Here is a 20,202-nt window from a genome sequence, read left to right as displayed (position 1 = left end):
ATTCAACGACTATGAAACGAAAACTACTTAACAGCCTGGCCTACAGTGCCTTGTTCGCCTTACCGTTCATCGGTTTCGGACAGAGCGCCCCTCCCCTCGGAACCACGTCTACCTTTGCTTTATTTACCGCCAACGGTGCGCTTTTGAACGACGGAGCTTCCCAGATTACGGGTGACATCGGAACCAATGTCGGATCCATCAGCGGTTTTGAAACGGCCACTGTTACGGGCAGTACACGCACGCAAGGAAGCCCGGAATCGATCCAGGCAGCGACTGATGTCGCGTTGGCCTACAGTTCTCTGCTTGCCGCTCCCTGTAATCCGACGGCTATCGGGGTGGAACTGGGAGGACAGACGTTGAATCCGGGTGTTTCCTGCCAGACTTCCGCATCACCGACTACCCTGAACGGTACGCTGACTTTGAGCGGAGCCGGTATTTTTATCATCAAGTTAAACAGTGCTCTGGTAACCGGCACCAATTCAAATATTGTGCTGACGAACGGAGCTACCGTTGAAAACGTGTTTTTTCAAATCAACGGAGCCGCCACCCTGGGAACCGGCTCGACGTTTAGAGGAACCATCGTCGCGCTGGACGCCATCGTGCTGAATACCACCCTGCTGGAAGGGCGAGCGCTTTCAACAGCGGGAGCCATTACCATCAATGCCAGCACGGTTATCGTTCCGGCGGCAGCCCCGTTGCCAGTAACGTTGGTCAGCTTCACGGCGAAAGCACAAGCCAATCGCACGGTCGAACTAGCCTTGACGACATCGCTGGAAACCAACAACAAAGGGTTTTTAATTGAGCGGAGCAAGGATTTGCAACGGTTTGATAACGTGGGTGAAGTAAGCGATGTCTCGGCCAACAGCACAACCTTAAAAACCTACCGGCTGACCGACCAGACGCCCTTCTCCGGCACCAGTTATTACCGCCTGACGCAGACGGATTTAAACGGTCGATCGACCGTTTACCGGGCGGTTTCGATGGTGTTGCGGGATGATGCCTACGGGGTGTATCCCAATCCGGTGGCTCGTGGGGAACGCTTTGTGCTGCGGCTGGATGAGCCGGAAACCGCCATTCTGGGGTTTTACAGTGCCGATGGACGTTTGCAGTCGCTCCAGAAAACCGGCATTCAGTCGGGGAATCTGCTGCTGAAATCGACAGGTCTATCGTCCGGTGCCTACATCCTCAAGGTGCAGGAACGGGGGCAGGTACGCCAGCACCGTTTTATTGTGGAGTAACCGGTTGTTTACCTGATTGGCTGGTTATCGTCTTTATGGCGGGCTGGCCTTCGATTCTCAATAGTCCATTCTGGAGCAATTCAACGGTGATTTCGGTTCACCCTGGCACAGCTTTGTGCGGTCATTCCGACTTTTTCGGCTCCCTTATCTGCGTATCACGAATGATCGAGAACTACCTCCGAACGCATACCAACCGTTTTCTGTCCAGCTACCTGATTCTGCTGACTGATACGATCATAACCGGTATTGCTTTTGCCCTTGCTTATGGTCTGCGGTTTAATTTTGATTTCAGCGTCATGAACGGGGATAATCTGCTGGCTGGTTTGTTGATCACCACGCTCTGTCGGTTAATCTGCTTCGTTCTGGTGGGATCTTACCGCGGCATTATCCGGCACACCAGCCTGGAAGACCTGCGGCTGCTGGGGCTGGCGGTTTCGATGAGCACGGCACTAACGGCGCTGGTTTCCGGCCTGCTGGCTTTGGGAAGTGGGCCGTGGACGCTGTATGTGCCGGTTTCCATTCTGCTCATCGACTATTGCTGCTGTCTGGTTATTCTGGCCGCCAGCCGGTTTGGTGCGAAGGCACTTTACTGGCATTTGCTGCTGGTGGGGGGCGGGCGTCGCCAGCCCGTCCTGATTTATGGCGCGGGCCAAACCGGACTGCTCACCCGCAAGGCCCTGGAACAGGATGCGGATCACTGGTATCAGATGCTGGCATTTGTGGATGATGATCCCGCCAAACGGGGTAAAGTCCTGGAAGGGGTCGAGGTGCTATCCCGTCAGCAGGCTTACCAGCGGTTTATCAAGGGCCAGACCGTTCTGCCCCAGGTTATTCTGGCGATGGAATCCATTACCCCCCACCAGCGGACGCAGATTACCGACTTTTTTCTCCAATACGATATTCCGGTCAAAACCGTCCCCGGGGTCCGGCAGTGGATGGACGGCCGTTTCGATGCACTGCAAATTCGTGACATTTGCATTGAAGATTTGCTCGAAAGAGCCCCGATTCAGCTTTTCAATGACACTCTGCGGGCACAGCTCGATGACCAGGTGGTGATGGTGACGGGCGCAGCCGGTTCCATTGGGAGTGAACTGGTGCGTCAGTTGCTGAGCCATCATCCGCGTACGATTGTGCTGGTCGATCAGGCCGAATCGGCCCTGTTCGACCTGGAGTTTCAACTCCGCCAGCACTTTAAAACCGCCCTGAACGAGATCCGACTGGTCATTAAAATCGCCGATGTGTCCAACCAGACGCGAATGCAGCACGTGTTTCGGGATACCCGGCCGACGCTGGTTTTTCATGCCGCAGCCTACAAACACGTTCCGCTGATGGAAGAGCATCCGTTCGAGGCTGTGCGGGTCAATGTGCTCGGCACACAGGTCATGGCCGATCTGGCGCTGGAATACGGCGTACAGCGGTTTGTGATGATCTCGACCGACAAAGCCGTCAATCCGACCAATGTGATGGGAGCGACCAAGCGGCTGGCCGAGCTGTATGTCCAGAGCCTGAACCATTCGGATTCGCTGCTGCGCCGGACGCGTTTTATGATCACCCGGTTTGGCAACGTGCTGGGTTCCAACGGCTCGGTGGTAACGGTTTTTCGGCAGCAGATTCAGGCGGGTGGCCCGGTGACGGTAACCCATCCCGAGGTTCGGCGGTATTTCATGACCATACCGGAATCCTGCCAGCTGGTGCTCGAAGCCGGGGCGATGGGGCAGGGTGGAGAGGTCTTTGTCTTCGATATGGGTGAACCGGTCCGGATTGTGGATCTGGCCCGGAAGATGATCCGGCTTTCGCGCGAGCCGGGCGGGCAGGACATCAAGATTGTTTTTACCGGTTTGCGACCGGGTGAGAAACTCTATGAAGAACTGCTGCATACGAACGAACGCACACTGCCCACCCACCATCCCAAAATTATGATTGCCCGGGTGGCGGCCCTGCATGCGGAGGAAATCCGGTTTTGTCTGGAACAACTTCGTCACCAACTCGCCGATGGCAATGACCGGGCTTTGGTGAGCAGCATCAAACGAATCATTCCGGAATTTATCAGCAACAACTCCGAATTCAGCACGCTGGATTATTAAGACCGGCCGAAGGGCGGTCGATCCGGAACAAACACCAACCGAATCATGCATAAATTAGTAGTTGTCGATGGCCATTCTATTGTGCGCTCGGGCATCCGTCTGTTGTTGAAAGACTACTACGGCACGATCCAGATCGACGAGGCTCAGAATGGCGGGGTGGCTTTCCGGAAAATCATGGACATGGACTATGATCTGGTGATCATGGAACTGAACCTGCCGAATACCGATACGTTCAGTTTTCTGGAAAATCTCCGCAAAATGGTGCCTGATCTACCCATCCTTCTCTTCACGACCGTCACCAAATATGCGTTCCTGAAGCGGTATCTGCAAATGGGGGTAAAGGGGTATTTGAGCAAAGAAGCGGGCGACCCGGAAATCCTGATGGCGGTGCGGAGTATCCTGGCGGGCCGAAAATACATGGATCCCTCGTTGCTGGACCAGACGCAGGAAGACCGGCATCAGGCGGACGAACTGGATCCTTTTCAACTGCTGTCGAACCGGGAGTTTGAAATTGCCCAACATCTGTTCAAAGGCACATCGGTGAGCACCATTGCCGATTATTTAAATATTCATACTTCCACGGTTGGGACGCACAAAGCCCGGATTTATGACAAACTGCGGGTCGATAACGTCATCATGCTCAAGGATTTGGCCGAATTATACCGCTTGATTTAACAAAGGCCCCCGGGCTTTTCAACGCTGGTTTTGAAAAAAATACCCGCCGTGTCCGGAAGTCTGAGCACGGTGCTTCCGGCAGTTGGTCGGCCCTGTTTACAAAAATCGTACAAATGTTGATGTATATTTGTAAACAACCGTAGGCAACTGACCCCGTATGGCTCAAAGTAACCTGTCATTGAAAGGTCCCATTATTTCTATCGAGGATGATGATGACGACCAATTTCTGCTGGCGCAAATTATAAAGCAGTTGGACATTTCCAACGAAATCCGTTTTTTCTCCAATGGCCAACTGGCTTTGCAGTATCTGGAAGCGACCGACGAACAGCCTTTCCTGATTTTGTGTGACATCAACATGCCCATCATGAACGGGCTGGAACTGCGCCGGCGGATCAACAAGAGTGACTATCTGCGCCAGAAATCCATTCCGTTTGTGTATTTGACAACTGCCGCCAACCCCGACATCATCCGTGAAGCCTATGAACAGGAAGTTCAGGGCTTTTTCCAGAAAGCGTCGGACTATGCCGGTTTTCAACAGCAAATGAAACTTCTCGTTGCCTACTGGCAGAACTGTCTGCATCCCAACAGCACGTTGTAACCGCTCTGTTTGGTCAATTAGAAGAGCCATACAATTTCGGGATTGAATCAGCCGTTTACTATTCGACCGAAAACACCGTGTCGCAGCCGATGAAGTCGGTTGGGTTCGACAGGGGGCGGCTCCTGAATCTCGTATTTTTTCCAGCCTTGGTTTCCGCATTCTATGGCCATTCTGTTTCGTATTTTTTCCCGGCTGAGCTTTTTTTTAGTCGTTTACACGGTTTTAGGTTGTACCCTTTTTGATGGATTATCGCCCAAAGACAAAGGCTCGAATGTCATTGTAGGGTGGGGGGATAGCATGACGGAGGGCAGCAATGGCAGCTCGTATCTGATTGAGCTACAGAAACTGGCCCCGCAGTACACGTTTGTGAACGAGGGAATCTCCGGAGAAAAAAGCTACCAGATTGCCAAGCGAATGCTGGCTGCAACGGACAAACATTCGTACAATACGATCATTTGGGCGGGTCGCAATAATTACCTCGAACCCGAACAAATCAAAGCCGACATCGCGTCGATGGTGAAGGCGTTAGGGCACGATCGGTATCTGGTACTGAGCATTGTAAATGGTAGCTTTGGCCAGAACGAAGACGTTTTTGGGGCAGGCCACGACGCCATCATGAAACTGAATGGCGAATTGTTTACGATCTATGGCGATCATTATGTCAATATTCACGCGTATTTACTGTCACAATATGACCGGTCGAGCTACCTGGATATTGTCGATCATACGGATGATGTGGTGCCGAGATCATTGCGGTTCGATCCCTTACACCTCAACGAGAAGGGAAATCAGAAAGTGGCCGAGCGAATTTTCCAGAGTATGAACGTCCTGACCAACCAATAAATCTTTCCGTTGGTGTGAGCGCGTTCGTTCATTTAGATGCAGGGACGACACCGCTTGTGAGTGGTTCCATTGCAGGAAGACCGGCAAATGGGTCTGTTTTTTAGTGCTCATTTTCGCTTTTTAAGTTTTACTATTTCAAGAATTTATTAAATAATATTAATCCGAAAAACCGTCTTCTGTTCCTGAAAGTGACTTTTTGATCCGAAATCCTTCCAATAGGAAATGATTTCTCACTTTTACGACCAAGACCGATGAATCGGATTCTCTTTGTAGCTACCCTTGCATTTGTCACTCAAGCTCCTTCGTGGGCGCAACAGCCGACAGTTTCATCCGAAAAAACCGACCTGCGAACCGAAGCGCCGGTGATCGAACGCACCGAGTCTGTCATTTATGAAAAACGGGTAACGGAAAAACGCCTGACCCATTCGTTTTCGATCCCGGCACCCGTTTCCGGATCGACGGCATCACTTTCTGTTGATTCACCCGTCTATGAATCACAATCGTCGGTCAGTCTGCCCCGCGACGGCCAGGTAACCACAGGTTCTGCGGTTTTTTCGACAGCGAACGTGGCATCGAACCCGGATGAAATTCGGGCTTTGCGCAAGATGATCGAGGCTCAGAACACCAAAATTGACAGCATGCAAACGGATCTTGGGCAATTGAAAGAGGCTACAACAGCCACTTCGCCGAACCGCCTGTCGAAACCGGAAAAAGTGCTCAAACGCGACAACGTTTCGATTGGGGTTTACGCCGGACCCAATTTTTCGAAGTATTCGACGGATCAGGATAGCCTGGAATCCAAAGCCCGGGTGGGCTACCAACTCGGCGTTTACGTTCGCGGAGGAGGACGGCTGTTTGGGCAATTGGGTGTTGAATACGTGGGCGTTTCGTCGAAACTCTACAGCAAGGACGATAAAGGAACCTCGCTGGACGACATCAACAGCACCATCAATACCCATTACGTTCAGATTCCGCTCCAGATCGGGTTTCGGCCGGCCATGACCCAGACCAAGCGGACGGGAATCCGGATTCAGGCGGGGGCCGAATTGTCGTATTTACTGAATGCCGATAAAAATGATTTCAACCTGACCGACGACGATTACAACAAAACCGTCGTCAATGTACTGGGCGGTGTGGGCTTCGATCTGGGGCCGGTTACCCTCGATGTGTCCTACCATCATGGCATCAAAGACGTGTATAAGGCCGAGAATGCCAAGCTTCGAATGGTCAGCGCCAGCCTTGGTTTTAAGTTCTAAGACACAGGAAGTACACAGAATAGGAGATGTTTTTGGACCGTTTTCTAAAAAAAATACAATATCGGGAACAATCGGTGGTCGTTGCGCGTACTTTTGCAAGAACCTCTTCCGCAGTTCATGACGCGCCGACAGCATTTTATTGTGATCCTGATTTTAGGAACGCTCACTACGATCAGTCCATTTTCCATTGACATGTATCTGCCGGGTTTTCCGGCCATTGCGAAAAGCCTCAACACCACCATCGAACAGGTGCAGCTTTCACTGACCGCTTACCTGATCGGTATTTCGGTGGGGCAACTCCTGTATGGACCGCTGTTGGATCGCTATGGTCGGAAACGCCCGTTGTATGCGGGGCTGGTGCTGTATCTACTGGCCTCGATTGGCTGTGCGCAAACGACGTCGATCGAAACCCTGATTTTGATGCGGCTTTTGCAGGCTGTCGGGGGCTGTGTCGGGTTGGTGGCGGCTCAGGCACTGGTGCGCGATTTATTTCCGGTTTCAAAGATTGCCCAGGTTTTTTCGCTGCTGACGCTGGTGCTGGCCATTTCGCCGATGATTGCGCCCACGGTAGGCGGTTATGCCACGGTGGCCTTGGGCTGGCATTCGATATTCCTGATTCTGGCGGGTATAACCGCGCTCATTCTGGTGGCTATTTATTTTGTTTTGCCCGATGGTAAAAAAGCCGATCCCTCGTTGTCCCTCCGGCCCAAAGCCGTTCTGAGTAGCTTTCTGACGGTGGCAAAACATCCACAGTTTTTGACCTATACGCTGGTGGGCGGGATTGCCACATCGGCTCCTTTCGCCTATATTTCCGGTTCACCCGATGTCTTTATGAACATCTACCGGATCAGTGAGCAGCAATATGGCTGGGTGTTTGCCTTTTTAGCCATTAGCATGATTGCGCCAACGCAATTGAATCACATTCTGTTGAAGCGGTTTCGGAGCGAGCAGATCATTTATGCCACGTTGACCTACCAATCCATAGTCGGCTTGCTGATGGTTTGGGGAACCTGGGCGGGCTGGTTTGGCCCCTACGGTTTGATCGCCATGCTGTTTTTGTTTCTCGCCGGTCAGGGACTGACCGGCCCGAATGCCTCGGCACTTTCACTTTCTCCCTTCTCCCGTCATGCGGGTAGCGCGGCCGCACTGATGGGCAGCTTCCGGATGGGCTTTGGTGCGTTGGTTTCCGCAGTCGTCAGCATTTTCCACAACCACACCGCCATACCGATGGTAGGTACGATGCTGATCTGCGTGGTGAGTGGTCTGGCTATTTTTGTGACAGGACAACGGGTGATTCATTACCGGGCGAAGAAAGCCGGTTTTGAAGAATCACTTTCGGAAGTGGCGTTGTAAGAGATGGTTGTATCAAACGCATAAAAAAACCGTAGCGAGCCTCGCTACGGTTTTTTTATGCGTTACAAATTGAAGTCTTTCCGGTGTTTACTTACTGGCTTCGGCTGCTGGTTGTTCCTGTTCGATGGCGCTGGGGTCCATCCACATTACTTCCCACAGGTGTCCGTCCAGGTCCTCAAAACCGTGTCCGTACATAAAGCCCTGATCCTGTTTTTCATTCGGTGTTTTTCCACCGGCTGCCACCGCTTTGCTGACCAGCTCATCGACAGCCTCCCGGCTTTCGGCAGAAAGGCAGATGATCGATTCGGTGGTTTGGGTCGAATCGGCAATCGCTTTTTTGGTGAATGACTGGAAGAACGGTTCCACCAGCAGCATGACAAAAATATCCTCGCTGATGATCATACAGGTGGCTTTTTCGTCCGTAAACTGGGGGTTAAAGCGGTAACCAAGCTTTGTAAAAAAATCGACAGATCTGTTCAGGTCTTTAACGGGCAGGTTTACAAAAATTTGAGTGGCCATGTGTATTTGTGGTTTAAAGTTTACCTGACAAAAGTACGGCCGAACCCGGTTTTTCGGGGTGTATGACTGCGACATTGACCGGGTCGATTGCGACTTTTTGCGCATCAAACATTTCTTTAATGTTACCGTTTTTTAAACTATTGGCACATAAGCGTGTCTATAGGGCATTCAACTTAACGTAGAACGCTATGAAAACGAATCATAATGGTTTTATCCTGATGCTGCTGGTGGCACTGCTGGCGGGTCATTCAATGGAGGCTCAAATTCTGAAAAGCTGGAGCCCTCAGGCCAAAGGAACCGCCATTGGGGCCGGAACCGGAGCAGCCGCCGGTGCCATCATCCATAAACGGAATCGCGTGGTGGGTGGAGTCGTCGGTGGAGTAGTCGGCGGTGCCGCCGGGTACGCTGTCGGGAAACACATCGACAACAAACGCAAGAAAGCGGCCTGGCAGGAAGCCGGTCGCCGGGCGGCAGAACGGCCGCTGGCCACCAGCACGGGAGCGGCTCCTTCCATTACGAAGCGTACCGCCGTGGCCGCCAGACCTGCCGTGTCGACAACAAAACCGGCCTTCAGTGCCGTTCAACCAGTGTCAGTCCCGGAAACCGAGAGCAATCCGGCCTTGTATATCCTGAACCAGGGCTATCTGCCCAATCCGTATTACGGGGATCAGGCAGCGCCGTATGGAGCGACCGAATACCGCCAGAAAAGCTGGTAACGTCATTCCGTCTTGTTCATCACACCTTAAAATTGCAAACACCATGAAAGCATTCATCGCCATACTGATGCTGGCAACGCTGACTACGGCCTGCTCGCCAGCCAATGAAACAGTCAATGTGCAGGAACTGAATAAGCAGTTTATCACCGCCTGGAATACGAAAGAAGCCGATAAAATTGTCGGGTTTCTGGCCGACGATGTTCAGTTTGTACAGGGCAGCAGCCACTGGCAGGGCAAGTCCGAAGTCGCCACTAAATGGGTTCGGGCCACCTTGCCGACGCTGGACGATTTGAAAACGTTCGCGGTCAGTTCATCAACCGATCAGCAAACCGCCTATGAAGCCGGGACGTTCTCTGTGGATGTGTTGCCCGCCAACCCGGATGAACCGCACGGGACCGGTGAAGGGAACTATATGCTGCTCTGGAAAAAAGGAGCTGACAACACCTGGAAGCTCAGCTATGCTCAACTGGAAGACCTTCCCGTTCGGGTCAAGTAAGAACCCGTATTTTTAAGAGTTTCTTCAGATCTCATCGCCCGTTCTGACAACCTGCCGGTTGTTGGTGCGGGCGATTCCTTTTGTTTATCCATTCCACCAACCATTCATCCCGGTATTTATACCGCCAAAGTACTATGTATAGCAAGGTACCTTATGAAATGGCTACCTTTGAATCATCAAAACGGCGGCAACGTCGCAGCAGCCGGAAAACGGCAGTAACAACAAACGCTAACAACATCCTTAAACAACCAATACAATGAAAACCTTATTCGCTTCCGCTCTGCTTGCTTTGGCCCTGAGTACCTCTTCTGCTTCGTTTGCCGCTGACAACAAAGAAAACGCCGAGCCCAAATCCACGTTTCAATCGGCGGTTTATCCGGTGATTAACAGCATGAAGGTGAGTGTGAACGTCAGCAAACCGAAAGACAGCAAAGTCGATATCCGGTTGGTCGATGAAGCCGGGCAAACCTTAACGGTTTTGAAACTGGGCAAAGACAACGAGTCGTCGATCATCCGGTTTGACCTGAACAACCTGGAAGATGGAATTTACAAAGTGGAAGTTTCCGACGGGGTCAAAACCGACGTCAAAACGGTGAAAGTGCAAACCAGCACCCCCGTTGAAGTTGCGCACCGTGAAGTGAGTTTGAAGTAAGCAGCGGAAATCCTTCACGATTTGATAACCCACCCGCAGTGGAATTCGAGGTAGCTTTGCAATTCTTTCGTATTCTCATGTTCATTGGGTAATCCAAACAGGCTGGGGATTTCCGACAGATTCTGTTTCAACGATTTAGATTTAACGCCACAAATCCCGACTGCTTGCCGGGATTTGTTTTTTCGTTCGCATCAGGTGGCTGGAAGTCGCAACGTTTATCGGCTTGATTTCATGGCTTTGACGACTTGAAGTGTAACATCGTTGGCCAATTTTTCATACGCTTCCGTTTCGCAACCCAGCAGGGCAATCCGCCCGTTTTCGTCGCTGTGAATACCCCAGCCGTAGCGTTTGGTCAGGGGAGAAGCCCGAAAACACGGCTGTCCCTTGGAAAAGAACTGCTGCCGGGCGGCTGGCCGTTCACTTTCCGTGAGGTCGTTCCGGTCGGCATACACCTGAAACAAAACATCATCCGAGGTGTATTGATACGGTTTTTGGCTCAGCATCTCAAACTGCCGGGCGGCCACCGATTTGGCGTCGCCTTTCTGCGGTGGAATTTCTCCCCGACTGGCGGGGCAGTCGTCGGCAATGGCGATGAGCGTGTTGGTATAGTTGGTGGTGTGAATTTTCATGGTAAACGTCGATTGGAAATTTCTACTGTAACACCTTTCCGCCGGTTTCGGCCATTCTGAATTGGATGAGATCGGTGATCAGGGCCAGCGGCAGTGGTTTGCCATACGCAAATTGAACCGTGCTTTTCGATCCTTTGTAGGGTGAGAGCGCTTCCCGAAAAGCGTCGTTGCCTTTGGGGGCGGGGTACATCCCGATGTGGTTTTTATGGGCCGCAAAATGAATCAGATAACCGTTCAGCCTGAACGTCGGCATGTTGTAGCTAATGGTTTCTTCCGCATCGGGGGCCGCTTTCTGAACGGTTTCCCGAATTTGTTGCAACCGTTCCTGTATTTGGGGCGGAAAACCGGCGATGTATTCGTCGATGCTGGCTGGTTTGTTCATACGCGGAAAAGGGTTTCTTTATTCATGAAGTCTTTTATAGACCAAGAAGGCGTGTGAGAGATGAAACAGGAGAAAAAGTACTGAAACCGCTCCGAAAATCCAAGGCCGATAGGGCAGATTGAAAGAAAACGAGCGGCCAATCAATCCGATCCCCATTAACCAGACAAAGGGTGTATAGGCGGGAGCCAGAAAGCCCCACAGGCTGTGGCTCCACGGACTATCGGGTGCATAGAGCAGAACGAGCCACGAGGAAAAGTAGAGGACCAGGCCGGCCCCATACACAATAAACCCGGCTTTCTGGGTTCTCAACGCCAGCGAAAGCGGCATCAGGTAAGCCAATCCAAAGACCAGCCATCTCAGGCCATTTTCGCCAAAAGCTAAAAGTGGAGGGATGTCCTTCCAAAATACCGCAGGTTGAAAAACGGGCGGCAGTTGGTTCGAAAAGGCCAGATTCCAGACCAGAATGGGGATGAGCAGAAGAAAACAGGTTAAGAAATAGGTTTGGAAGGGATTGGGTTTCATTTCTTCCTGTTATTTCGTTTAACTAAGTATTCGCTTAAAGCTGTTTTCGTTTTGGGATAGGAACGCGGATGAAACGGATTGAACGGATGATCACAGATGAAAATCCGTTTAAATCGGTTCAATCCGTTTCATCCGCGTTCCTACCCCAAAATTTTCTCCAAACACTTCATTGTAATCAAATACGTCGGTTTTACGCCTAGGGTACCCAAACTTCCGGAGGCCAGTGTCGCACCCGTGAGCAGGGGGTTGTCCGACGCGTAATAGGCATACCGAACCTTCATGCTGGGCTGTACGCTGCCCCGGATTTTGGCGTGTGACTGAATCGCTTTCTGGTAATGCGCGCCTTCCATTTCGAGTCCGACGGCTTTCCACGACGAGTTTTTGAAATACGACAGAATGTCTTTGTTCTGCAATGACGTTCCCAACACCGTGATCATCGCGCCCTCGTAGGCATCGATGCCAAAACCGGCAAAATCGGCAATGGAAAAGTCGTTTTCCAGCGGGTAATTGTCGGCGGTTCCCTCAAAAATGTGCGAAGTTGGAATCATGAGGTCGCCCTTATCGCCGGTTAGAATACCGGCTTTGCCCATGATTGAGATGGAGGCTACATTCAGCGCAAACGACTCGTCGCCGTGGTCATACGGTTTCAGTAATTCGTCCATTGTTTCAAAGGCCTGTTCGCCAAACGCGTAGTCCATCACCAGCAGCAGCGGTTGGGTTTCCTGAATCAAAACCGGGTCGTGGGCGATTTCGGGCGACAGTTTCGTGGCATCGAGTTGGGCGGTATCGATCACCTGCACCAGCAGATTCGTGCCGCCCAGATCCTCCAGCTCGTGCAAACCGTGGGCTTCGGCAAATTCGGTCACCTGCTGGCGGAGTTCCTGTTGCGCGGGTTGGCTGAGTTTGTAAGCCAGGTCGTAGAGGTTGTCCCAGGACGTTACCTCGGCCAGCGCGGCCGGGGCATACAGGCAGTTGACAACGCTGTGCGGATTGGCGCTGATGACGTGAATCGGGCGGTTTTGCCAGCCGTTGCTCTGAATATAGTGTTTGATGCGGGTGGCCCAGCGTTCGCCATACAGATGTTGCCCGACGCGTTCCCGCAGCATGGGGGTAAAGTTGATTTCGCGGTCGACTTTTTTCTCCTGAATTTCCCGTACCGACACGCAGCCCAGGCCATAGACAATCTGGAATAAACCGTTGTTGGTTCCGGCATTTTCCGCAAACCGGTGGTAAGCCTGCTGCGTTTCTTCAAACGTCCGGCCCAGAATCGAACTCAGGTACATCAGGGCCAGTTCCTGTTCTTCCTCCTTGACCGTGCCGCCTGATTTAATGATGGCTTCCAGTTTTTCCCATTCGCGGAGTTTGTTGCCCCGTTCGATGAACACATTCCGCCGGATTTTGTCGGCTTCCATGAACAGGAAGGTGAGGTGGGTCAGAATGTCGTAGATCTCGCTGCGGCCGTTCGTGACCTCGATCACCATTTGCTCATTGTCGACGCGGTAACAGTTCCGACGGCGTTTGGCCGGCACCAGCACCGGAAACCGCGAATGCTCAAACCCTTCGCGCGACACCAGCGTAATGACCCGGCACGCTTCGATGCCCTTCGGCAAGCGGTCCATGACATACACAAGGCCGTCTAATTCAACCCGTTGCGGATCGTTGACCGAGCCGTAGATTTCGGGGCGGAGGGTCAGCAGGGCCTGCCGGATTTCTTCACCCGATACACCGGACGGTTTATAAAATCCCCGGTTGAACAGGTGACGCATCGTGATATAAAGTTTTTCAATGGCCAGACGGGATTCCTGAGCGCGGGTGAGGGGGGGCGAATACTCGGTGTTCATCGTGAAGTAGATAAGTGGTTGCAAGATAAATGTTTGAAGTTGACTTGTCTTTCATTCCACTTTTGAATAATTCATTTTATTTACCGAATTGGGAGAAGGCAAGCGACAGAGCAGCGGTATCAAAACCATCGGCCGGGGCGTCGTTTAATTCCTACACCAGAGCGTGACTCCCTGATTGCCACTGCTCAAACACAAATCCCGCTCGTCCGGAATTCCTTTTCTAAATTTCCGTACTTTTGTATACTGCGAGAAACTCCATCAGCAAATCAAAATGTTTACACTTCGAAAAATGACCCAAACGGCGGTGCTGCTGGCGGCTTTAACCCCGGCCCTTCAAGCACAGCCTTCTCCCGTAAAAGCCAAAATGAGTGAAAATCCGCTATTGCAACCGTTCAAAACACCGCATGAGACGGTGCCGTTTGATCTGATTAAAAATGACCATTACCTGCCCGCTCTGAAAGAAGCCATGACGATGGGCCAGAAGGAAATCGACGCCATTGTGGCGAATCCGGCCGCGCCGACGTTTGAAAATACCGTGGTCGCGCTCGAAAATGCCGGTCATATGGTGAACCGGGTGTCGTCGGTGCTGTTTAACCTCAACAGCGCGGAAACCAGCCCCGAATTGCAGAAAATTGTGCGGGAAGCCTCGCCCTTGCTGACGGAATACGGCAACGATATTTCCCTGAATGAGAAACTGTTCAAGCGCATCAAAACCGTTTACGATCAACGCGATCAGTTGAAACTGGAAGGCGAAGACCGGATGCTGCTCGAAAAATCATACAAAGGTTTTGCCCGCAACGGTGCCAATCTGAAAGCCGCCGATAAGGACAAATTCCGGGCCATCAACAAAGACCTGTCGCAGTTGTCGTTGCAGTTTGGCGAAAACGTGCTGAACGAAACGAATGAGTATGTGATGGAAGTGACGGACGAGAAGGACCTGGCGGGTTTGCCGGACTTTGCGCGGGAAGCCGCCAAAGCCACGGCCGTGCAGAAGGGAAAAACCGGCTGGGTATTTACCTTACAGGCTCCTAGTTACCAGCCATTTATGCAGTATGCCGATAACCGGGAGTTGAGAAAGAAGCTCTTTATCGCCTATAACTCACGCGGTTTCCACAGCGACAAAAACGACAACCAGCAGATTATCGGCAAACTGGTCCAGCTTCGCTACGACCGCGCCAAATTGCTGGGCTACCAGACACACGCCGATTTCATTCTGGAAGAAAGCATGGCGGGATCGCCGGAAAAAGTGAAACAGTTTCTGAGCGAACTGGCCGGTTATGCCAAACCCGTGGCCGAAAAGCAAATGGTCGAACTGACCACCTACGCGAAGCAGAACGGTTTTAAGGACGAACGACTGGAACGCTGGGATTACAACTACTATTCCGAAAAACTGAAAAAGGAAAAATACGCCCTCGACGACGAAATCCTGAAACCGTATTTCAAACTGGAAAACGTCATCGAAGGTGCTTTCACGATTGCCAACAAGCTGTATGGCCTGACGTTCAAGGAACGGAAAGACGTGCCGACCTACAACCCGGAAGTGAAAACCTACGACGTGTTTGATCAGGACGGCAAGTTTCTGGCGGTTTTCTATGGCGATTATTTCCCGCGGGCGGGCAAACGCAGCGGGGCCTGGATGAATGACATTCAGGGGCAGAAAGTGGAAAACGGCGTGAACATTCGCCCGCACATTGTCAACGTCTGTAACTTTACGCGTCCTACCGAAACCAAACCGTCGCTGTTAAATTTCAACGAAGTAACCACGCTTTTCCACGAATTTGGGCACGGTTTGCACGGCATGCTGGCCAACAGCCAGTACGAAAGCCTGTCGGGAACGAGCGTGTACCGCGATTTTGTGGAACTGCCTTCGCAGGTGATGGAAAACTGGTGTTACGACCCGGAAGCGCTGAAACTGTTTGCCAAACACTACCAGACGGGCGAAGTGATTCCGAACGATTTGATCAAAAAAATCCGGGCGAGCCAGAACTTTATGGCCGGCATGGCCAACCTGACGCAATTGCGCTACGGGCTGGTCGACATGTACTGGCACGGCGGTGCGCCGAAAGGAGAGACCGTCGAGCAGGTCGAATCCCACATCGACTCACTGGTGAATCTGTTTCCGAAAGTACCGGGAACGGCTTTCAGTCCGGCATTCTCACACATCTTTGCCGGTGGGTATTCAGCCGGTTATTACAGCTACAAATGGTCGGAAGTACTGGATGCCGATGCGTTTGAGTTCTTCAAGGAAAAAGGATTGTCGAACCGGGAAGTGGCCGACAAATTCCGTAAGAACGTTCTGGAAAAAGGCGGTACGGAAAAACCAATGGAGCTTTACAAGAAATTCCGGGGCCGTGAACCATCTCCGCAAGCCATGCTCCGACGCAGTGGACTGACGCTTTAAAAAAAGGGTTCTTTCGCAGCGTTTTTCTCTGCGAAAGAACCCTTTTCTCTTACTCTACTTTCCTCCGGCACTCAGCCGGTTGGAAGCCGCAATCAGCAACATCATCAGACCGAAGCCCAGGAGTGGAAAAGCCGGAAGCCGGGCCGTGACTGTAGACAGCGAAACCTGGTCACGGGTTTTTACATAAATCGCCAGGGCAACGAAGGTGCCACAGAGAGCAATCGCCAGTAACCCTTTGCCGGCGTACAGTTCCGGCCACAAAAAAGTGCCCGCCAATGCATCATACATGCCATAGAGAACGGCCATGCAGTCAATGGCAACGCCAAGTCTGAAAAGAGATTTCATAGGAATAATTGGGTTGGTTGGTGAACGGGCCGACAACCGCCGGAATGAACCACCAATTGTCTTCACGGTCGTTGAATAGCGGATTGAAATACCGGATTTGGTTACACTTTTGCTACCCGAAACCAATAACTGGCGGCTTTGAGTCCATAAGTTGCAGGAACCGGGAATAGCTGGTAGAAGACCTCCCAAACGGCTTTAACAAACTTTAACGGGCCTAACCGGCGTCAAGCGGGGTTTATTTTGTTAATTTTGGGGAAAATATACCGCTTACCCCAATGCAGACCATCAGAGGAACAGAATCTACAGTGCGTTCAGGGACGCCCCCGCAAGCATCCGGTTTTTCGTATAAGCGCATCAACAACATAACCGGCTGGGTGCTTTTCGCCATCGCGCTGTTTACGTATGCGTCGACGGTCGAACGGACGGCCAGCTTCTGGGATTGTGGCGAATTCATTGCCTGTGCCTATAAACTTCAGGTGCCTCACCCGCCGGGAGCGCCGTTTTTCCTGCTGACAGGCCGCGTTTTCTCGATGCTGGCCCTCGGCGATGTCACCCAGGTGGCCTACTGGATCAACATGATGTCGGTCCTCGCCAGTGCGTTCTCCATTCTGTTTCTGTTCTGGACGATTACGATGCTGGGTCGCAAGCTCATCAACAAGCAATTCAATGAACTGACTCAGACCGAAATCTGGACGGTGATCGGTTCCGGTGCTGTTGGTGCCCTGGTCTATACGTTTTCGGATACCTTCTGGTTTTCGGCCGTAGAAGCCGAGGTATATGGGGTGTCGTCGTTTTTTACGGCCATTGTCGTCTGGGCGGCTTTCCGCTGGGAACTGATCGAAGACGAGGCTGCTGCCAACCGCTGGCTGATTTTCATCGCCTACCTGATCGGCCTTTCCATTGGCGTCCACTTGCTGAACCTGGTGACGCTGCCCGCCATGGCGTTGATTTACTATTTCAAAAAGAACCCGAAAACTACGCTCTGGGGTGGCATTATTTCCTTCGGTGTCGGGATGGTCATTCTGGGTATCATCAACTCGGGCATTATTCCGGGGCTTCCCACGGCGGCTTTTGCCGTTGAACGGTTTTTCGTCAATACGTTTGGAATGCCCTTTACAACCGGTATCATCATCTTCACGATCGTTTTTATCGGGGCACTGATCTACGGCATTATCTGGTCGGCGCGCAAAAACCGGCCGATTCTGAACACGGCTTTGCTGGGTCTGGCGTTCGTTTTGATTGGCTACGCGTCCTACATTCAGGTGCTGATCCGGTCGGATTTCAATACGCCGATCAACGAAAACAACCCGAGCGATGTGGTCAATTTCGTGTCCTACCTGAAACGGGAGCAATACGGGAATCGCTCGCTCAGCTACGGCCCGCTGTTTTTCTCACGCCCCGTCGACCAGAAAAAAGGCGCTCCACAATATGAGAAGCGCGACGGCCAGTATAAAATCTTCGATTATGCGCCGGAATACATCTACGACAGCGACAAGCAAATGCTGTTTCCGCGGATTTACAGCAACCAGAATAACCACCCGCAACTGTATTCGCGCATGCTGAACATTCCGCTCGACGCACAGGGGCAACCCACGCGGAAAGTGACGATGGGAGATAACCTGCAATTCTTCTTTCAGTACCAGTTGGGGCATATGTACTGGCGGTATCTGATGTGGAATTTTGCCGGACGCGCCGGTGATCAGGAAGGTTCGGGTTATCTGCTGCCCTGGTCAAGCGACGATGGCGTTCCGGATCTGATCAAGGACAACAAAGCCCGTGATAACTTCTACATGCTGCCGTTTTTGCTGGGCTTGTTCGGGATGGTCATTCAGTATTTCCGCCGGCCGAAAGATCTGCTGATTGTGGGGATGTTGTTTTTCTTTACCGGGATTGCCTTGCAGATCTTCCTGAACTCACCGCCTTCCGAACCGCGTGAACGGGATTACATTTACGTAGGCTCGTTCTACTTCTTTGCCATCTGGATCGGTCTGGGTGTGGTCGCACTGGTAGACGGTCTGGCTGCGTATTTGAAGAATGAAAAGATGCGTGTGGGGCTCGTCGCTGGCCTGTGTTTGCTGGTTCCGGTGATGATGGCGGCCAAAAGCTGGGATAACCACGACCGGTCGAACCGCTACCATTCGGTTGATTTTGCCAAAAATCTCCTGAATTCCTGCGCCCCGAACGCCATTCTGTTTGTGGGGGGGGATAATGACACGTTCCCCCTGTGGTATGCCCAGGAAGTCGAAGGCTTCCGGACCGACGTACGGGTTTGTAACCTGAGTCTGCTCGGCACCGAGTGGTACATTCAGCAAATGAAACGCAAAACGTACGAGTCTGAAGCGTTACCGATTTCGCTCGAATTTGCCCAGTTCAACAAAGGGAAAAACGACGTGATTCCGTTTTACGAAATCCCGGCGGTGAAAAATGGCATCAACCTGAAAGAATACATCGGGCTGGTGAAACAGAACAACCAGGCGATACAGGTGCCGCTGACAACCGGCGAAATGACCAACATTCTGCCGTCGCCAACCTTCTTCCTGCCGGTTGACAAGGCGGAGGTTCAGAAGCTCGGTTTTGTGCCGGCTAATCTGCTGCCGATGGTGAAAGATACGGTAGTCTGGAATTATGGCAAACAGGACATCTACAAACCGGATCTGGTCATGCTCGACATCATCGCGACCAATAACTGGAAGCGGCCGATCTATTTCTCTACTACGCTGGGACAATCGAATTACCTGAATCTGAAGGATCACATGCAGTTGGAAGGGTATGCATTCCGGTTGATGCCGGTGCAGGTGCCGAGTGCAACGGACGGTTTTGTGAATTCCGACGTGATGTACACCAACATGATGAAGAAAACCTTCTGGCGGGAAATGGACAACCCGAATTCGTATTACGACGATACGTACCGTGGTTCACCGGTTATTTCGGCCCGGATTGCGTTCCTGCGACTGGCCGATCAGTTGATGCGCGAGGGGAAAAATGCCCAGGCAAAAGAAGTGCTCAACCACTCTTTGCAGGTCATTCCCGACAAAAGCATTCCGTACGACCAGATTTCGACCAACTACATCCGGATTCTGCTGGAAGTGGGCGATCTGAAAACCGCCCAGTCCATTGCCGACGTGGTAGCAAACCGGGCCGACCAGAGTCTGACCTACATCAAGAAAACCGGTGGTGGCAGCGATGATGCCAACTTTGATCTATACAACCTGCAAACCATCGTGAACGCATTCCGGGAAACGAAAAACGAAGCGCTGGCGAAAAAATACGACGCATTGTTTCAGAAGCATTTGAACGCGTTAGGATAAGCATTGCGGCAAAATTAACGACTTTCGGGGCTGGAATTGAAAATTTGGTTTTCAATTCCAGCCCCGAAAGTCGTTTTTATGAGTTATATCAATCAGAACGGTATAGAATATACGAAACGAGCCGAAGAGATGGATGATCTTATGACACGGATTCTTGAAAAGTATTTTGATGCTTCTAAAACCGGTATACCAATCAGGAAATAAACCGTGCGTGTAAAAAATTGATAATCAGGAAATACTTACTGTCTAGACAGTAAGTATTTCCTGATGGTAATTACAGGGTTAATATATGAAATATTGAACTCAATGATGTTGATGATATGCTCTAGGTAACCCTATTACAC

The 20,202-nt window shown here is 51.7% G+C and carries 18 protein-coding genes; 12 read left to right on the top strand and 6 right to left on the bottom strand.

Going from position 1 to position 20,202, the window contains the following annotated elements:
• Positions 1-11: 11 nt before the first annotated feature.
• From FH871_RS15230 to FH871_RS15200, 7 genes are all read left to right on the top strand, one after another.
• Positions 12-1,238: an ice-binding family protein gene (locus FH871_RS15230; RefSeq protein WP_138992274.1), complete on the top strand. Its 1,227-nt coding sequence runs from the start codon at positions 12-14 to the stop codon at positions 1,236-1,238.
• A 161-nt stretch (positions 1,239-1,399) separates the two neighbouring features.
• Positions 1,400-3,322: a nucleoside-diphosphate sugar epimerase/dehydratase gene (locus tag FH871_RS15225; RefSeq protein ID WP_138992273.1), complete on the top strand. Its 1,923-nt coding sequence runs from the start codon at positions 1,400-1,402 to the stop codon at positions 3,320-3,322.
• Positions 3,323-3,367: 45 nt separating this feature from the next.
• Complete coding sequence (locus tag FH871_RS15220; RefSeq protein ID WP_138992272.1) at positions 3,368-3,997, top strand: response regulator transcription factor; 630 nt, start codon at positions 3,368-3,370, stop codon at positions 3,995-3,997.
• Positions 3,998-4,154: 157 nt separating this feature from the next.
• A complete protein-coding gene (locus tag FH871_RS15215) occupies positions 4,155-4,595 on the top strand; it encodes a response regulator (RefSeq protein ID WP_229317310.1) in 441 nt (146 codons plus the stop codon).
• Between the two features lie 162 nt (positions 4,596-4,757).
• Complete coding sequence (locus tag FH871_RS15210) at positions 4,758-5,438, top strand: SGNH/GDSL hydrolase family protein (RefSeq protein ID WP_138992271.1); 681 nt, start codon at positions 4,758-4,760, stop codon at positions 5,436-5,438.
• A 251-nt stretch (positions 5,439-5,689) separates the two neighbouring features.
• Complete coding sequence (locus FH871_RS15205) at positions 5,690-6,694, top strand: porin family protein (RefSeq protein WP_138992270.1); 1,005 nt, start codon at positions 5,690-5,692, stop codon at positions 6,692-6,694.
• Positions 6,695-6,811: 117 nt separating this feature from the next.
• A complete protein-coding gene (locus FH871_RS15200) occupies positions 6,812-8,047 on the top strand; it encodes a multidrug effflux MFS transporter (RefSeq protein WP_138992269.1) in 1,236 nt (411 codons plus the stop codon).
• An 87-nt stretch (positions 8,048-8,134) separates the two neighbouring features.
• On the opposite strand, the gene FH871_RS15195 is transcribed toward FH871_RS15200, so the two are convergent.
• Positions 8,135-8,566: a VOC family protein gene (locus tag FH871_RS15195; protein WP_138992268.1), complete on the bottom strand. Its 432-nt coding sequence runs from the start codon at positions 8,564-8,566 to the stop codon at positions 8,135-8,137.
• A 188-nt stretch (positions 8,567-8,754) separates the two neighbouring features.
• On the opposite strand from FH871_RS15195, the gene FH871_RS15190 reads away from it, so the two are divergent.
• The 3 genes from FH871_RS15190 (at position 8,755) to FH871_RS15180 (ending at position 10,430) form a co-directional block, all read left to right on the top strand.
• A complete protein-coding gene (locus tag FH871_RS15190) occupies positions 8,755-9,282 on the top strand; it encodes a YMGG-like glycine zipper-containing protein (RefSeq protein ID WP_138992267.1) in 528 nt (175 codons plus the stop codon).
• Between the two features lie 43 nt (positions 9,283-9,325).
• Complete coding sequence (locus FH871_RS15185; protein ID WP_138992266.1) at positions 9,326-9,778, top strand: DUF4440 domain-containing protein; 453 nt, start codon at positions 9,326-9,328, stop codon at positions 9,776-9,778.
• A 256-nt stretch (positions 9,779-10,034) separates the two neighbouring features.
• Positions 10,035-10,430: a T9SS type A sorting domain-containing protein gene (locus FH871_RS15180; protein WP_138992265.1), complete on the top strand. Its 396-nt coding sequence runs from the start codon at positions 10,035-10,037 to the stop codon at positions 10,428-10,430.
• Positions 10,431-10,645: 215 nt separating this feature from the next.
• Here the strand turns inward: FH871_RS15180 and FH871_RS15175 are convergent, their stop codons facing one another.
• The 4 genes from FH871_RS15175 to FH871_RS15160 all read right to left on the bottom strand — a co-directional run bounded on the left by FH871_RS15175 (position 10,646) and on the right by FH871_RS15160 (position 13,804).
• Positions 10,646-11,059 (bottom strand): DUF6157 family protein, encoded by a 414-nt coding sequence (locus FH871_RS15175; protein WP_138992264.1) that lies wholly within the window; start codon positions 11,057-11,059, stop codon positions 10,646-10,648.
• A gap of 22 nt (positions 11,060-11,081) precedes the next feature.
• Positions 11,082-11,441, bottom strand: a complete 360-nt coding sequence (locus tag FH871_RS15170) for an iron chaperone (protein ID WP_138992263.1) — start codon at positions 11,439-11,441, stop codon at positions 11,082-11,084.
• 18 nt (positions 11,442-11,459) lie between these two features.
• On the bottom strand, positions 11,460-11,963 hold the full coding sequence (locus FH871_RS15165) for a hypothetical protein (protein WP_138992262.1): 504 nt from the start codon (positions 11,961-11,963) through the stop codon (positions 11,460-11,462).
• Positions 11,964-12,103: 140 nt separating this feature from the next.
• Positions 12,104-13,804, bottom strand: a complete 1,701-nt coding sequence (locus FH871_RS15160; protein ID WP_138992261.1) for a hypothetical protein — start codon at positions 13,802-13,804, stop codon at positions 12,104-12,106.
• 364 nt (positions 13,805-14,168) lie between these two features.
• On the opposite strand from FH871_RS15160, the gene FH871_RS15155 reads away from it, so the two are divergent.
• Positions 14,169-16,205, top strand: coding sequence for a M3 family metallopeptidase (locus FH871_RS15155; RefSeq protein ID WP_171062860.1), 2,037 nt, complete (start codon positions 14,169-14,171; stop codon positions 16,203-16,205).
• 54 nt (positions 16,206-16,259) lie between these two features.
• Here the strand turns inward: FH871_RS15155 and FH871_RS15150 are convergent, their stop codons facing one another.
• Complete coding sequence (locus tag FH871_RS15150; RefSeq protein WP_138992260.1) at positions 16,260-16,550, bottom strand: hypothetical protein; 291 nt, start codon at positions 16,548-16,550, stop codon at positions 16,260-16,262.
• A gap of 275 nt (positions 16,551-16,825) precedes the next feature.
• On the opposite strand from FH871_RS15150, the gene FH871_RS15145 reads away from it, so the two are divergent.
• Positions 16,826-19,858 carry a DUF2723 domain-containing protein gene (locus FH871_RS15145; protein ID WP_138992259.1) on the top strand — a complete coding sequence of 1,011 codons (3,033 nt, stop codon included), beginning with the start codon at positions 16,826-16,828 and terminating at the stop codon, positions 19,856-19,858.
• The last annotated feature ends 344 nt before the right edge of the window (positions 19,859-20,202 follow it).

The sequence above is a fragment of the Larkinella sp. C7 genome (assembly GCF_006149005.1).
Taxonomy (GTDB): domain Bacteria; phylum Bacteroidota; class Bacteroidia; order Cytophagales; family Spirosomataceae; genus Larkinella.
The sequence above is the reverse complement of the archived record's forward strand: the minus strand, read 5'-3'. Positions and strand labels throughout refer to the sequence as shown.

Bases quoted from the DNA above. Each gene is read 5' to 3' on its own strand.
- FH871_RS15155 (WP_171062860.1), top strand. From the start codon at position 14,169: ATGAGTGAAAATCCGCTATTGCAACCGTTCAAAACACCGCATGAGACG.
- FH871_RS15150 (WP_138992260.1), bottom strand. From the start codon at position 16,550: ATGAAATCTCTTTTCAGACTTGGCGTTGCCATTGACTGCATGGCCGTT.
- FH871_RS15175 (WP_138992264.1), bottom strand. From the start codon at position 11,059: ATGAAAATTCACACCACCAACTATACCAACACGCTCATCGCCATTGCC.
- FH871_RS15200 (WP_138992269.1), top strand. From the start codon at position 6,812: ATGACGCGCCGACAGCATTTTATTGTGATCCTGATTTTAGGAACGCTC.
- FH871_RS15195 (WP_138992268.1), bottom strand. From the start codon at position 8,566: ATGGCCACTCAAATTTTTGTAAACCTGCCCGTTAAAGACCTGAACAGA.
- FH871_RS15190 (WP_138992267.1), top strand. From the start codon at position 8,755: ATGAAAACGAATCATAATGGTTTTATCCTGATGCTGCTGGTGGCACTG.
- FH871_RS15185 (WP_138992266.1), top strand. From the start codon at position 9,326: ATGAAAGCATTCATCGCCATACTGATGCTGGCAACGCTGACTACGGCC.
- FH871_RS15170 (WP_138992263.1), bottom strand. From the start codon at position 11,441: ATGAACAAACCAGCCAGCATCGACGAATACATCGCCGGTTTTCCGCCC.
- FH871_RS15165 (WP_138992262.1), bottom strand. From the start codon at position 11,963: ATGAAACCCAATCCCTTCCAAACCTATTTCTTAACCTGTTTTCTTCTG.
- FH871_RS15220 (WP_138992272.1), top strand. From the start codon at position 3,368: ATGCATAAATTAGTAGTTGTCGATGGCCATTCTATTGTGCGCTCGGGC.
- FH871_RS15160 (WP_138992261.1), bottom strand. From the start codon at position 13,804: ATGAACACCGAGTATTCGCCCCCCCTCACCCGCGCTCAGGAATCCCGT.
- FH871_RS15225 (WP_138992273.1), top strand. From the start codon at position 1,400: ATGATCGAGAACTACCTCCGAACGCATACCAACCGTTTTCTGTCCAGC.
- FH871_RS15145 (WP_138992259.1), top strand. From the start codon at position 16,826: ATGCAGACCATCAGAGGAACAGAATCTACAGTGCGTTCAGGGACGCCC.
- FH871_RS15210 (WP_138992271.1), top strand. From the start codon at position 4,758: ATGGCCATTCTGTTTCGTATTTTTTCCCGGCTGAGCTTTTTTTTAGTC.
- FH871_RS15215 (WP_229317310.1), top strand. From the start codon at position 4,155: ATGGCTCAAAGTAACCTGTCATTGAAAGGTCCCATTATTTCTATCGAG.
- FH871_RS15230 (WP_138992274.1), top strand. From the start codon at position 12: ATGAAACGAAAACTACTTAACAGCCTGGCCTACAGTGCCTTGTTCGCC.
- FH871_RS15180 (WP_138992265.1), top strand. From the start codon at position 10,035: ATGAAAACCTTATTCGCTTCCGCTCTGCTTGCTTTGGCCCTGAGTACC.
- FH871_RS15205 (WP_138992270.1), top strand. From the start codon at position 5,690: ATGAATCGGATTCTCTTTGTAGCTACCCTTGCATTTGTCACTCAAGCT.